At 64.8% G+C, this 13,912-nt stretch carries 10 protein-coding genes; 1 reads left to right on the forward strand and 9 read right to left on the reverse strand.

Features of this window, described 5'->3' with window-relative positions:
- Positions 1 to 3: 3 nt before the first annotated feature.
- From E8E91_RS28555 to glnE, 9 genes are all read right to left on the reverse strand, one after another.
- Positions 4 to 1,461, reverse strand: coding sequence for a lipopolysaccharide kinase InaA family protein (locus E8E91_RS28555; protein WP_280380600.1), 1,458 nt, complete (start codon positions 1,459 to 1,461; stop codon positions 4 to 6).
- The gene (locus tag E8E91_RS28560) at positions 1,461 to 2,213 is read right to left on the reverse strand and encodes a lipopolysaccharide kinase InaA family protein (RefSeq protein WP_280380602.1); all 753 of its coding nucleotides are present in this window, start codon (positions 2,211 to 2,213) and stop codon (positions 1,461 to 1,463) included. The genes E8E91_RS28555 and E8E91_RS28560 overlap by 1 nt, the downstream gene beginning before the upstream one ends.
- Positions 2,210 to 2,947, reverse strand: coding sequence for a lipopolysaccharide kinase InaA family protein (locus tag E8E91_RS28565; protein ID WP_280380604.1), 738 nt, complete (start codon positions 2,945 to 2,947; stop codon positions 2,210 to 2,212). The genes E8E91_RS28560 and E8E91_RS28565 overlap by 4 nt, the downstream gene beginning before the upstream one ends.
- A complete protein-coding gene (gene rfaP / locus E8E91_RS28570) occupies positions 2,944 to 3,759 on the reverse strand; it encodes a lipopolysaccharide core heptose(I) kinase RfaP (RefSeq protein WP_280370376.1) in 816 nt (271 codons plus the stop codon). Before rfaP ends, E8E91_RS28565 begins: the two co-directional genes overlap by 4 nt.
- Entirely contained in the window at positions 3,756 to 4,877 is a 1,122-nt protein-coding gene (locus E8E91_RS28575) for a glycosyltransferase family 4 protein (protein ID WP_280380606.1), read from the reverse strand. The genes rfaP and E8E91_RS28575 overlap by 4 nt, the downstream gene beginning before the upstream one ends.
- Entirely contained in the window at positions 4,877 to 5,938 is a 1,062-nt protein-coding gene (waaC, locus tag E8E91_RS28580; protein WP_151137715.1) for a lipopolysaccharide heptosyltransferase I, read from the reverse strand. The genes E8E91_RS28575 and waaC overlap by 1 nt, the downstream gene beginning before the upstream one ends.
- Positions 5,939 to 6,982, reverse strand: coding sequence for a lipopolysaccharide heptosyltransferase II (waaF, locus tag E8E91_RS28585; protein WP_280380608.1), 1,044 nt, complete (start codon positions 6,980 to 6,982; stop codon positions 5,939 to 5,941).
- A 94-nt stretch (positions 6,983 to 7,076) separates the two neighbouring features.
- Positions 7,077 to 8,000: a branched-chain amino acid transaminase gene (locus E8E91_RS28590; protein WP_151137720.1), complete on the reverse strand. Its 924-nt coding sequence runs from the start codon at positions 7,998 to 8,000 to the stop codon at positions 7,077 to 7,079.
- Positions 8,001 to 8,042: 42 nt separating this feature from the next.
- The gene (gene glnE, locus E8E91_RS28595) at positions 8,043 to 10,976 is read right to left on the reverse strand and encodes a bifunctional [glutamate--ammonia ligase]-adenylyl-L-tyrosine phosphorylase/[glutamate--ammonia-ligase] adenylyltransferase (RefSeq protein WP_280380610.1); all 2,934 of its coding nucleotides are present in this window, start codon (positions 10,974 to 10,976) and stop codon (positions 8,043 to 8,045) included.
- A gap of 280 nt (positions 10,977 to 11,256) precedes the next feature.
- On the opposite strand from glnE, the gene aceE reads away from it, so the two are divergent.
- Positions 11,257 to 13,902 carry a pyruvate dehydrogenase (acetyl-transferring), homodimeric type gene (aceE, locus tag E8E91_RS28600; RefSeq protein ID WP_280380612.1) on the forward strand — a complete coding sequence of 882 codons (2,646 nt, stop codon included), beginning with the start codon at positions 11,257 to 11,259 and terminating at the stop codon, positions 13,900 to 13,902.
- Positions 13,903 to 13,912 lie beyond the last annotated feature (10 nt).

The following is a 13,912-nucleotide window of genomic DNA, read 5'->3' on the forward strand; positions in this document are numbered from 1 at the left end:
GGGTTAGCCTCTTTCAGGGCAGGTGCCCGGCACCTGCGGTAAACGTTTATCCAGTAGCTGGTGCAACGCCGATTCGGCCGGCCAATTCCGCAAAAAGCGCGCGCGATCGCGGGCATAGGCCCGGGCGAAGCTGCGTTCGCTGCGATGCTGGCAAACGGCATCGAGGTCGATCAGGATCCAGCGGCCGTCCTGCCAGAACAGGTTGCTGCCCTTGAAATCGCCATGGCTGATGCGCTCACGGATCAGCGCGGCGAACAGTCGGTCGAGGGCACGTAACTCGGCTTCGGGTGGAGCACCAGCCCCATCCGGGTCATCCAGATGAGGTCGAAAACGGGCGATTATATCTTGCCCGGAGAGATATTCGGTAATCAGGTAGGCACGGCTGCGCAGCCAGAGGAAGCGCCGTTCGATCACGGCCAACGGGCGCGGTGTGGCGATGCCGAGGAACTCCAGTCGATTGCCTTCGCGCCAGCTGTGCCAGGCGCGACTCGGACGCCAGAAACGCGTCAGCCAGTGCACCAGCCCCTTGATGTTGTAGCGCTTGACCAGCAGCTTGCGCCCTTCGAGGGTGACTTCGGCCACTGTGGCGGTAGCCCCATTCTTTAGTGCACGCCCCTGCTCCAGGGCGGCATCCGGCGCCCGCAGCAATCCATCCAGGCCCGCTTCAGCCTCGCGACGAACCGCGCGCAGGCCGAATGCACCACCAGTCACACTGAACAGGCTGCAATCGCGGGCGATCTTCTTCATGTAGTCGCCAAGGCGCCAGCGCCGCATCCGGGCGATTTTCTTTTCCAGCGCCTCCAGCGGCAGGGCGTGCTCGCCGTTCACCAGCAGGTACTGCACCAGCAGCTCTTCCAGGAAAGGATCCAGCTCCGCCGGCAATTGGGCGAAGAAAACGCCCAGGTTGGCCATGACCTTGTCGCGAGGCAGCGGGCTGCCGGGCGTTTCGGCGCGAATGCCGCCGCCATCGATCACCTGCAGTTTGCCGCCGTGACGAAGCAGGTTGTCCAGATGCAGGTCTTCCTGCACAAGCCCCGCCAGATGCAGTCGAGCGATGGCACCAAGGGCCTCGCCCAGTACTTCCTGCTGGCCGTCGGACAACGGTGCATCACGTTCGACCTTGCGCCAGGCGTCCCAGAGGCTTTCTGCCGAATCCAGGTACTCGAACAGCAACCAGCCGCCCAATCCGGCCTGATATCCCTCGCCCAGCAATGCCGGGGAGTCGATGCCCTGCCCGTGCAAGGCGCGAGTGCCGGAAAGCTCCCGCTGGAAATGCCGCTCGGCCTTGCCGCCGACCAGCAGCTTGGCCAGTACCTTGCGACCTTGCCACAAGGCAACACCTACGTAACGCTGCCCGGGCAGTACCCGCAGCAGGCTCTGCAGCTCAAGTCCGCCTGCCACGTCCAGTTGAATGGGAAGTTGCGGGGTTCGCCCCACGTGGGCCAGTTCCGCCAGGGTCATCACGCGCCTTCCTTGTTGCGACGGCGACTGGCCAGGCGTTCCAGCCAGTCATTGACCTCCGCCGAATCCTGCGGACACTCAAGATAGCCCGCCAGTAGCTCACGCACTTCGGCTTCACCCCAGGCATTGGCCCGGCGCACCAAGGTTTCCAGGTCCTTGACCCGATCCCGGCGTCCCAGCAGCAGTGGCCGGGTTTTCTCGAGGTCGATCAGACAGGCTTCGAAGCCGGACTGGGTTTCCCGCAGGAAGACGTGCTTGGGATAGAAGCAACCGTGCACCTGCCCCGCGCCGTGGAGACGCCGGGCGAGGCCAGCCACCGCATCGATGATCGCCGAGCGTTGTCCGGCGATCATCCCACCCCAGTGATCAAGCGTGGCAGCCAGCTCGCGCCAGCCGTCCAGGGCGCGGGAAACCAGGATCGCTCGGCACTCCCCGTTGACTTGACGGGTGCCGAAGAAAGCCGCCTGCAGGGCCGGTACACCCAGCTCCTGATAGCGGCGGATATTGCGGAACTCCCGAGCGAAGGTGGGCTCGCCGAAGGGCCGAAGCACGCTACGTGTGAGGAAGTTGCTCTGCCGCTTGAGGTAGTAGGCAGCATCGCCCAGATCCAGACGGAACACGCTGCTCCAGCCGCCGCGGCCGGTATTGGGCTCGTCCACCGCGTCCAGGCGCAATGCCCAGAGCGATTCGAAGCTGTCCAGTCCATGACGGGCGAAGATCTCGCGATCCCCCGCCGCGATGAAGTCGCTCATTCGCGTCCCTCGAAAAACTTGAGGATCTGCCGCACCTGGCGCTTGTCGCTGCCTTGCAGACGCGATTGATCCCGGTATTGCAGGTAGAAGCGCAGCCGCTGGCTTCGGCTGAGGTGGTACTTGGCGACCTTGTCCAGGCACGCCAGGTCCTTGATGACTCGATAATGCAGGAACGGCCCCCACCAGAAGGTGCCCGTTGGGCAATCGATCAGGAACAGGTCGCCCGCCTCGTCCACCAGCAGGTTGCGCCACTTCAGGTCGTTGTGGGCGAAGCCGTGGTCATGTAAGCAGCGGGTGGCCTTGGCCAGTTGCCGGCTGACATTGTCGACCCAGCGTGGATCGGCCAGACGTGGATCGCCCTGTTTGGCCATTTCCGCCAGGTCGACGGTGCCCTTGAGCTCCTGAGTGATCAGGGCACCGCGATGGAAGGTGCCGCCACGCCGCTCCTGTCCCCAGCCCACTACAGGCGCGGTGGGAATGCCCCAGGTGGAGAAATACTTGAGGTTCTGCCATTCGGCCTTGACCCGTGGCCGGCCGAACCAGCGACGCAAGCCCTTGCCCGCGGCCCAGTAGCGCTTGACGTAGTAGCGCACCCCACGGTGCTCCACCCGCAACACTTCGGACAGCGGATCGCCGGTGATCCAGTCACCTTGCAGGGCGAACACCTTATCCAGGTCGGCGAACAACTCGGTAACTCCGGCGTCCAGCCCCTCTGCCAGTTTCCATTGGCTCACGCCTCTCCTCCCCCGGCGTACTTGCGCTCATAGCGCGAGAGCAGGCGCGCGGCCTTCTGCTCAAGCCAGGCCAGCAGGCTGCTCTCGTCCTTCAGCACCTGGCGCAGCGGCTGGCGGAAGTAGGCCTTGAGGAAACGCAGCTTGTCGCGACGGGTCAGGCCGATGTTCAGCGCTGAGAAATACAGCCCGGCCAGGTCCTTGTCGCGCCAGCGTCTGGGCGTGGCGGCGCGCGTCTGCGCACGATGCAGGTCGATCAGCGACAGTTTGAAGTCTTCGGCTGTGACCGGTCGCGCCGTGTGCAGCAGGAAGTGACAGATGTAGCAGTCGCGGTGGTTGACCCCGGCGCGGTGCATCGTGCCGGTCATTCGCGCGACTTCGTCGATCAGTGCCCACTTCAGCCGTACCGGCGGCGGATTGCGCGGCCAGTCGACGCAGAAGTCCTCGAGACTGATGGTGGGCGCCAGCTCTTCGGTGACGATGAAGGAGTGCTGGCTGGCCGGATTGCTGCCGCGCTCGCCGAAGGCGACGGCGGTCATGGTGGGCACGCCCGCTTCGTGCAGGCGCTGGATCGCCGCCCACTCCTGGCCGGCGCCCAGCACCGGCGCCTTGGCGGTGATCAGGTTCTTGACGATCTCGCCCCAGCCGATGCCGCGATGGATCTTGACGAAGAAACCCTCGCCATCCACCTCCGTACGCAGGGTGCGACGCCCTTCCAGCTCGCGGTAAACCTCGCCCTTGAGCGCTTCCACCTCGACAAAGGCGTCACGTCCGGCCCACAGGCGCTCGAACGGGGGCTTCAGAACAAGCTTCATGGGCGCTCCGCGAGGATCACGTCCGCCGCGTGCTGCGGCATGCTGTAGAGGTCGGCGCTGTTGGCGAAGGCCAGGCCGTTGGTGCTCCAGCGCGCGCGGGCAGCCGCGTCGGCGAGCATGCCGGCCAGCATCTGGTTGAGCCCATCCTGCTCGAAGGGGCTGGGCAGCACGCGGCCGCTGTCAGCTTCGGCGATGTAGTGGGCGTAGCCGCAGACGTCGGTAACCAGCACCGGCAAGCCAGCCACCAGGGCCTCAAGCAGCACGGTGCCGGTGTTCTCGTTGTAGGCCGGGTGGATCAGCAGGTCGGCGCCCAGCAGGAAGCGCGGGATATCGCTGCGCCCCTTGAGGATGTCCACCTGGTCGGAGATGCCCAGGGCCTTCATCTGCAGCAGGAACGGCTTGGGATCGTCCTGACCGATGACGATCAGCCGGGTGCGCTTCTTCAGCTCGCGGGGCAGCGCGGCCACGGCCTTGAGGCTGCGGTCCAGCCCCTTGGTCTTGAAGCCCGAGCCGATCTGCACCAGCAGCAGGTCGTCGTCACCCAGCTTGAACTCACGGCGGAATTCGGCGCGGATTTCCGCGGCATTGGCCGGTGCGCGGCGATCCGCAGCGATGCCCGGCGGCAGCAGGTGGAAGCGCTTGGCCGGCGTCGCGTAATGCTTGACGAACAGCGGCTGCTGCACCTCGGAAATCATCAGCACTTCGGTCTTCGACTCGGGCGCAAAGACCGCGCGCTCGTAGTCGGAGAAGTGCTTGTAGCGGCCCCAGCGGCGATAGAGACCGTTGCGCAGGGTCTGCGCCTTGTCTTCGAAGCAGGGGTCGGCGGCGTAGTAGACGTCCAGGCCCGGCATCTTGTTGAAGCCGATCACCCGGTCCACCGGACGGCGCGCCAGGTCGGCCTCGACCCAGGCAGTGAATTTCTCGTTGCGCTTGTGGTTGAACAGCGCCTTGACCGGCGCGATCAGCACTTCGAAACCTTCCGGGACGTCGCCTTCCCAGATCATGGTGTAGACGCGAATGGCATACCCACGGCGCTGGCACTCCAGGGCGATTCGCATGAAATCGCGCTGCAGGCCGCCGAAGGGGAAGTACTTGTAGAGCACAAATGCCAGTTGCATCAGTGGATGTCCTCGGTCAGCAGCAGGGCTTCCAGTTGGGTCGCCACGCGCTGCGGATTCAGCCGGGTGAAACAGAGCGGCTGCTCGCGCTCCAGGTCGAACAGGCGGAGATCCTCCGCCGTCGGCTTGTAGGCGCAGGTTTTCTTCAGGCACGGCGCACAGGGGAAGTCGCTACCCAGGTGGATCTGCGACCGCCCATAGGCCCCCGTGAAGCCCGGATTGGTCGGGCCGTAGAGCGAAAGGGTCGGCACGTCCAGCGCGGCGGCCAAGTGGCCAAGGCCGGTGTCCACCGCCACGCAGGCACGCGCACCGGCGACCACCTTGGCCATTCCCGCCAAGGATAATTTGGGGAGTACCGCCGCCTTTTCCAAGCCTTCGGCGATACGTTCGGCGCGCGCCTTCTCCGTCGGATTGCCCCAGGGCAGGCGCACATGCCAGCCGTGATCACAGGCCCGCTCGGCGAGTTCGCGCCAGTACTTCTCCGGCCAGTGCTTGGTGTCCCAGGTGGTGCCATGGAGGAACAACAGATAGGGCGCGCCGCCCGGGGCATCGGCCAGTTGCGCACGGTTGAGGCCGTAGTTGCCCACGCCTTCCGGCAGCGGATAGTCCAGGGCCTGGGCGAACAGCTGGCGCACACGCTCGACGGCGTGCTGCCCCCAGGCCACCGGATAGCGACGGTCGTAGAAGCGGCTGGCCAGCGGCTCGCGGGCGGAATCGCGATCCAGGCCGACCACCGGCGCCTTGGTGTAACGCGTCAGCAGGGCGCTTTTCACCAGGCCCTGGGCATCGATCACCAGGTCGTAGCGGGCTTCCCGCAGGCGGCGCTTGAAGCGACGCCATTCACCGCTGCGAAGGGTCTGCCAGAGGTTCTTGCGCCAGCGGCGGATGGCCACCGGGATCACGTGGGCCACAGCCGGGTGCCAGGCGGGAATCTCGGCGAATCCTTCCTCGACCACCCAGTCGAACTGGATTCCGGGAATCGCGCGCGCCGCATCGGTCAGCGCCGGCAGGGTATGAATGACATCGCCCAGAGAAGAGGTCTTGATCAGCAGTACCCGCACTCAGCGACTCTCCACCAGTTCGAGCGGGTCCGGCACCAGCCGGTCCAGGGCTTCAACCACCGGACGCGGCTTGAGCTCGCGCAGGCAGTTGTAGTGGCCGAAGCGGCAGGTGCGCTCGAAGCAGGGGCTGCATTCCAGGCCAAGGCGGACGATCTCCACCTGCTCGGCCAGCGGCGGGGTGAACTGCGGCGAGGTCGAGCCATAGACGGCGACCAGCGGGCGACCCAGCGCAGCGGCCACGTGCATCAGCCCGGAGTCGTTGGACACCACGGCGCTGGCGCAGGACATCAGGTCGATGGCTTCGGCCAGGCTGGTCTCGCCGGCCAGATTCACCGCTTCCTCGCGCAGACCGGGAATCAGCCGCATGCGGATGTCTTCGCCGCCGGGATGGTCGTTCTTCGAACCGAACAGCCAGACCTGCCAGCCAGCGCGGATTTTCAGCTCGGCGACCTTGGCATAGTGCTCGGCGGGCCAACGCTTGGCCTCACCGAACTCCGCCCCGGGGCAGAGCACCAGCACGGGGCGGTCGAGGCCCAGGCCGAACTTGGCCAGGGCCGCATCACGGCTGGCCGGCTCGATCCGCAGCGATGGGCGCGGATAGGGCTTGGGCAGTTCCGCATCGGGCTCGAAGGCCAGGGCCATGAAGCGCTCGATCATCAGCGGGTAGCGCTGTTTGTCGAGGACGCGAATGTCGTTCAGCAGGCCGTAGCGCATCTCGCCTTTCCAGCCGGTGCGCTTGGGAATACCGGCAAACCAGGGCACCAGCGCCGACTTCAGCGAGTTGGGCAGGAGGATCGCCTGATCGTACTGCCCCACCAGGGACTTGCCGATCTTGCGCCGGGTCGCGATATCCAGCACGCCATGGCCGATAGGGAAACTCAGCGCCTGGCGCACTTCGGGCATGCGCTCAAGGATGGGCCGGCTCCACTCGGGGGCCAGCACGTCGATCTCGCAGTCGGGATGGCGGGTCTTCAGGCACTGGAAGAGTGTCTGCGCCATCACCATGTCGCCGACCCAGGAGGGTCCTACGATCAGAATCTTCATAAAAGGCAGCTTCAAGCCTCAAGCGACAAGCCGCAAGCTCCAAGCAGTGGGTACCACTTGCAGCTTGCGGCTTGCCGCGTTCAGCTCAGTCGGTTTACTTGACCAGGGTACGCCACTCGGCGTGAGCGGAAGTCTTGCCGGTCACCAGGTCGAAGTAGGCTTTCTGCAGCTTCTCGGTCACCGGGCCACGACGGCCGATACCGATCTTGCGGCCGTCCACTTCGCGGATCGGGGTGACTTCAGCGGCGGTACCGGTGAAGAAGGCCTCGTCGGCGATGTACACCTCGTCGCGGGTGATGCGCTTTTCCACCACCTTGATGCCCAGCTCGCCGGCCAGGGTCAGGATGGTGCTACGGGTGATGCCGTTCAGGCAGGAGGTCACTTCCGGGGTGTAGACCACGCCGTCCTTGACCAGGAAGATGTTCTCGCCCGAGCCCTCGGCCACGTAGCCTTCCGGGTCCAGCAGCATGGCTTCGTCAGCACCGCCGGAGATGGCTTCCTGCAGGGCCAGCATCGAGTTGATGTAGTTGCCGTTGGCCTTGGCGCGGGTCATGGAAATGTTGACGTGGTGACGGGTGTAGGAGCTGGTGCGCACCTTGATGCCGTTCACCAGAGCCTCTTCGCCCATGTAAGCGCCCCAGTGCCAGGCGGCGACGATCACGTGGACCTTAAGGCCGGTGGCGCGCAGGCCCATGCCTTCGCTGCCGAAGAACACCATCGGGCGCAGGTAGGCGCTTTCCAGGCCGTTTTCACGGACGGCGGCGCGCTGGGCTTCGTTGATCTCTTCTTTGGAGAAGGGAATCTCCATGTTGAAGATGTGAGCCGAGTCGAACAAACGGTCGGTGTGGGCCTGCAGGCGGAAGATGGCGGTGCCGTCCGGGGTGTTGTAGGCGCGCACGCCTTCGAACACGCCCATGCCGTAATGCAGGGTGTGGGTCAGGACGTGGGTGGTTGCTTCGCGCCACGGCACCAGTTCGCCGTCATACCAGATCACGCCATCACGATCGGCCATCGACATATTGCCAGCTCCTCAAGAATTCGATTGGTTCAGCCAGTCGGGTCAGTTCAGGCCCAACTCGCGCCAGATCCGCATCACGCCTTGGCGCTCCGCGTGGAACTGGTCCCCACTCACCACACCGGGCTGCTTCTGCAGGGCCTGGCGGTGAGCCGCTGAACGATAGGCTTTGTAGGCTTCCTGCAGCAGGCGCACTTCGTCGCCGGACAGCAGTTTCGCCTGCTCCAGGCCATCCAGAATCCGGATGTTATCGGTGTAACGCACCAGCTCAGGGTGCTGTCGTGACCAGGCCAGGGCCGCATATTGCACCATAAATTCGATATCGACGATACCGCCCGCATCCTGCTTCAGATCGAAGGCCGCCGCGGCCTCGAAGGCATTCGCAGCGGTGCCGGCAGCGGTTTCGCGGGTGCCGAGGTTACCGCGCATCTTGGCGCGCATCTCGCTCACCTCGGCCTGCAGCTTGGGCAGGTCGCGCTCGCGTCCGAGTACCGCCAGGCGCACCTGCTCGAAGGCGGTGGTGACCCGCGGCGATCCCACCAGGACTCGCGCACGCACCAGCGCCTGGTGCTCCCAGGTCCAGGCCTCGCTCTCCTGATAGCGCTGGAATGCGCCCAGGGAGCTGACCAGCAGCCCCGCCGCGCCGGACGGCCGCAGGCGCATGTCCACCTCGTACAGGGCGCCGGACGTGGTCTGGGTGGTCAGCAGGTGAATGATGCGTTGCCCGAGGCGAGTGAAGAACTGCGCGCCATCGATGGGCTTGGCGCCATCGGTTTCAGCCTGGGGATCGCCATCGTGGACGAACACCAGGTCCAGGTCCGAACCGTGACCGAACTCCAGGCCGCCCACCTTGCCATAGCCGACGATGACGAAATCCGGGTCGCACAGGCTGCCATCGGCACGCTTCGGCGTGCCGTACTTGGCCACGGTCTGGCGCCAGGACAGCGCCAGCACCTGATCCAGGATGGCTTCGGCCAGCCAGGTCAGGTAGTCGCTCACTTTCATCAGGGGCAAGGTGCCGGCGATTTCCGAAGCGGCTACGCGAAGGCTGTGAGCCAGCTTGAAATGGCGCAGGGCCTCCATCTGTTGTTCCAGATCGTCCTCGGGGATACGCGTCAGGCGCTCGCGCAACTCGGCCGCCAGCTCCGGCGCCAGCGGAGGACGATAGAGGCGACCTTCATTGAGCAGCTCGTCCAGCAGCAGCGGGAAACGGGTGATCTGCTCGGCGATCCAGGGACTGGCGGCACAAAGCTCGATCAGGCGCTGCAAGGCTCCGGGGTTCTCGGTCAGCAGCACCAGGTAGGCGGAGCGCCGCGCCACCTTTTCCACCATGGGCAGGACCCGCTCCAGCACCAGGTCGGGGTTACGGTGTTCAACGGTGAGGTTCAGCAGCCGCGGAATGAAGGCATCCAGCCGCTCACGGCCGAGACGCTGCATGGCGCGCACCTGGGGGCCATTGCGCAGGTCGGTGAGGCGGCGCCAGGCGGCGGCCGGCTCGACGAAACCGGCTTCCCCGAGCTGGCGGCAGGCGGACTCCTCATCCAGCGCCTCTTCCCAGAGCGGCAGCCATTCACCACCGATGCAGCCTTCGCCATCGCTTCCTTCTTCTTCATCCGGGTCGGCGATCACCTGCCGGAAGTGCCACTCGACGCGCCCGCGCCAGTACATCAGGCGCTCGAGGAAGGTCGCCCAGTCATCGAAACCCATGATGAAGGCCACGCGGGCGCGATCCAGGTCGTTGTCCGGCAGCATCTGGGTCTGGCGGTCAGCGATGGCCTGCAGGGCGTGCTCGGTGTAGCGGAGGAATTCGTAGCCTTCCTTCAATTCCGCCACCACGGGCGGCGGCAGATAGCCCTGGCCTTCGAGGGTATCCAGCACGGTAAGCAGAGGGCGCTGCTGCAGGCTGAGGTCACGACCACCGTGAATCAGCTGGAAGGCCTGGGCGATGAACTCCACCTCGCGAATGCCGCCAGAGCCGAGCTTGACGTTCTCGGTCATGCCCTTGCGCCGCACTTCCTGCTGGATCAGCTGCTTCATCGAGCGCAGCGCTTCGATGGCGGAAAAGTCCAGGTAGCGGCGATAGACGAAGGGGCGAAGCATCTGCAGAAGCTGGGCGCCGGCGGCCTGGTCGCCGCCCACCACCCGCGCCTTGATCATGGCGTAGCGTTCCCAGTCGCGGCCCTGGTCCTGGTAGTACTGCTCCAGAGCGTTGAAGCTGAACACCAGCGGCCCTGAAGAACCGTAAGGACGCAGGCGCATGTCCACGCGGAAGACGAAGCCGTCCACGGTGATGACATCCAGTGCCTTGATCAGCCGCTGGCCAAGGCGGGTGAAGAACTCCTGATTGTCCAGGGCACGCTTGGCGCCTTCGGTCTCACCGCCCTCGGGGTAGCCGAAGATCAGGTCGATGTCCGAGGACAGGTTCAATTCATGGGCGCCCAGCTTGCCCATGCCCAGCACTACTAGATGCTGGGGCTGGCCGGAACGATGGCCGATGGGCGTGCCGAACTGGGCGCAATGGCGGCTATAGAGCCACTCGTAGGCGAGGTCGATGCAGGCGTCGGCCAGATCGGAAAGGTCGCGACAGGTTTCCGCGAGATCGGCCTGCCGGGTCAGGTCGCGCCAGATGATTCGCACTTGCTGGCGGTTGCGATAGCGGCGCAGGCGTCGGCCGAGATCGTCCTCCTCCGTGCAGCCGTCCAGCAACTGCGCAATCTGGGCGCGTAGCTCGCCGGGCGCCAGCGGTCGTTCCAGCTCGCCGGAAGCGGCCAGCGCCAGCAGCATCGCCGGATCACGCTGGGCTTGCTCTGCGACGAAATCACTGGCGGCGGTGACACGATCGAACGCCTGTTGCCGTTCGTCGGACCAGCCGGCGAAGTCCTGGGTCTGTTCGGAGAGGGCTGTGCGGAAGGCAGACAGCGCCCGATCGGCGCTGGGCTTAAGGTTGGCCGGCAAGGCGGCCAGCGACGGCAGGCTCATGGTCTATCCTTTCTGGGCTGCGGGCCGAGGCTGGACCCGTAGCTGGCGCAGCGGTGGCGGAACAGCTCTAACTCGGGGCTTTCAGCCGACTGCGCCGCGCAGTCTGTAGTTTTACTACGAAAGATTGTATCCAGAGTGCTGAAACCTTCGTCGATTTGTAGTAAAACTACACGAGCCCGGTTCTACCCCCGGTAACAAGAATTTCGCCGCGACCGCCCCACAAGGCCGGCCGTGACCACTGGCATCCGATTCTGGAAGCCTTTCCGCCCTGGAGCAAGCCATGCAAGACCTCGATCCCGTCGAAACCCAGGAATGGCTGGATTCCCTGGAGTCCGTACTCGACAAAGAAGGCGAAGACCGCGCGCATTACCTGCTGACCCGCATGGGTGAGCTGGCCACCCGCAGCGGCACCCAACTGCCCTACGCCATCACCACTCCGTACCGCAACTCGATTCCGGTCACCCACGAAGCCCGCATGCCCGGCGACCTGTTCATGGAACGCCGCATCCGCTCCATGGTTCGCTGGAACGCGCTGGCCATGGTGATGCGCACCAACCTGAACGACCCGGATCTGGGCGGTCACATTTCCAGCTTCGCTTCCTCGGCAACTCTCTACGACATCGGCTTCAACTACTTCTTCCAGGCTCCCACCGAAGAGCACGGCGGCGACCTGATCTTCTATCAGGGCCACGCCTCCCCCGGCATCTACGCCCGCGCCTTCATGGAAGGCCGCATCACCGAAGACCAGATGGTCAACTTCCGCCAGGAAGTGGACGGCAAGGGCCTGTCCTCCTATCCGCACCCCTGGCTGATGCCGGACTTCTGGCAGTTCCCCACCGTGTCCATGGGCCTCGGCCCGATCCAGGCGATCTACCAGGCACGCTTCATGAAGTACCTGGAAAGCCGCGGCTTCATCCCCGCCGGCAAGCAGAAGGTCTGGTGCTTCATGGGTGACGGCGAGTGCGACGAGCCGGAATCCCTCGGTGCCATTTCCCTGGCCGGCCGCGAGAAGCTGGACAATCTGATCTTCGTCATCAACTGCAACCTGCAGCGCCTCGACGGCCCGGTTCGCGGCAACGGCAAGATCATCCAGGAACTGGAAGGCGTCTTCCGCGGCGCCCAGTGGAACGTCAACAAGGTCGTCTGGGGCCGCTTCTGGGACCCGCTGTTCGCCAAGGACACCGACGGTTCCCTGCAGCGCCGCATGGACGAAGTCGTCGACGGCGAGTACCAGAACTACAAGGCCAAGGACGGCGCGTACGTCCGTGAGAACTTCTTCAACACCCCGGAACTCAAGGAAATGGTCAAAGACCTTTCCGACGACGAGATCTGGAAGCTCAACCGTGGCGGCCACGACCCCTACAAGGTCTATGCGGCCTACCACCAGGCGGTCAACCACAAGGGCCAGCCCACCGTCATCCTGGCCAAGACCATCAAGGGTTACGGCACCGGTGCGGGCGAAGCGAAGAACACCGCCCACAACACCAAGAAGGTCGACGTCGAGAGCCTGAAGCAGTTCCGCGACCGCTTCGACATCCCGGTCAACGACGCCGACCTGGAAAAGCTGCCGTTCTTCCGTCCGCAGGAAGGCAGCGCCGAGTACAAGTACCTGCACGAGCGCCGCGCCGCCCTGGGTGGCTACGTGCCGCAGCGCCGCGTCAACAGCTTCAGCATCCCGACCCCGCCGCTGGAAACCCTCAAGGCGATCCTGGACGGCTCGGGCGACCGTGAAATCTCCACCACCATGGCCTTCGTGCGCATCCTGGCGCAGCTGGTCAAGGACAAGGAACTCGGCCACCGCATCGTCCCGATCATCCCGGACGAAGCCCGTACCTTTGGTATGGAAGGCATGTTCCGCCAGCTCGGCATCTACTCGTCCGTGGGCCAGCTCTACGAGCCGGTCGACAAGGACCAGGTGATGTTCTATCGCGAGGACAAGAAGGGTCAGATCCTCGAGGAAGGCATCAACGAAGCGGGCGCCATGTCCTCCTTCATCGCCGCCGGTACCGCCTACAGCAACCACAACCAGCCGATGCTGCCGTTCTACATCTTCTATTCGATGTTCGGCTTCCAGCGTATCGGTGACCTGGCCTGGGCCGCCGGCGACAGCCGCGCCCGTGGTTTCCTGATCGGCGGTACCGCCGGCCGTACCACCCTCAACGGCGAAGGCCTGCAGCACGAGGACGGTCACAGCCACATCATGGCGGCCACCATCCCGAACTGCCGCACCTACGACCCCACCTTCGGCTACGAGCTGGCGGTGATCGTGCGTGAAGGCATCCGCCAAATGACCGAAGAACAGCAGAACATCTTCTACTACATCACCGTGATGAACGAGGCCTACACCCAGCCCGCCCTGCCGGCTGGCGCCGAGGAAGGCATCATCAAGGGCATGTACCTCCTCGAAGAGGACAAGAAGGAAGCCGCACACCACGTGCAACTGCTGGGTTCGGGCACCATCCTGCGCGAAGTCATCGAAGCGGCGAAGATTCTCCGCGAGCAGTTCAACGTCGGCGCCGACGTCTGGAGCGTCACCAGTTTCAACGAACTGCGCCGCGACGGCCTGGCGATCGAGCGTCACAACCGCCTGCACCCGGAGCAGAAGCCGAAGCAGACCTACGTCGAGCAGTGCCTGACCGGCCGCAAGGGCCCGGTCGTGGCCTCCACCGACTACATGAAGCTGTTCGCCGACCAGATCCGCCAGTGGGTCCCGAGCAAGGAATACAAGGTTCTCGGCACCGACGGCTTCGGCCGCAGCGACAGCCGCAAGAAGCTGCGCCACTTCTTCGAAGTGGACCGTAACTGGGTCGTCCTGGCAGCCCTGGAAGCCCTGGCGGACCGCGGCGAGATCGAGCCCAAGGTCGTGGCGGAAGCCATCGCCAAGTTCGGCATCGATCCCGAAAAACGCAACCCGCTGGACTGCTGAGGAGACGCAT

Source organism: Pseudomonas sp. BN515 (assembly GCF_029873155.1).
Taxonomy (GTDB): domain Bacteria; phylum Pseudomonadota; class Gammaproteobacteria; order Pseudomonadales; family Pseudomonadaceae; genus Metapseudomonas.

Excerpts from the sequence above, each read along its gene's own strand:
- E8E91_RS28555 (WP_280380600.1), bottom strand. The coding sequence starts at position 1,461 with ATGACCCTGGCGGAACTGGCCCACGTGGGGCGAACCCCGCAACTTCCC.
- E8E91_RS28560 (WP_280380602.1), bottom strand. The coding sequence starts at position 2,213 with ATGAGCGACTTCATCGCGGCGGGGGATCGCGAGATCTTCGCCCGTCAT.
- rfaP (WP_280370376.1), bottom strand. The coding sequence starts at position 3,759 with ATGAAGCTTGTTCTGAAGCCCCCGTTCGAGCGCCTGTGGGCCGGACGT.
- E8E91_RS28575 (WP_280380606.1), bottom strand. The coding sequence starts at position 4,877 with ATGCAACTGGCATTTGTGCTCTACAAGTACTTCCCCTTCGGCGGCCTG.
- waaF (WP_280380608.1), bottom strand. The coding sequence starts at position 6,982 with ATGAAGATTCTGATCGTAGGACCCTCCTGGGTCGGCGACATGGTGATG.
- E8E91_RS28590 (WP_151137720.1), bottom strand. The coding sequence starts at position 8,000 with ATGTCGATGGCCGATCGTGATGGCGTGATCTGGTATGACGGCGAACTG.
- glnE (WP_280380610.1), bottom strand. The coding sequence starts at position 10,976 with ATGAGCCTGCCGTCGCTGGCCGCCTTGCCGGCCAACCTTAAGCCCAGC.
- aceE (WP_280380612.1), top strand. The coding sequence starts at position 11,257 with ATGCAAGACCTCGATCCCGTCGAAACCCAGGAATGGCTGGATTCCCTG.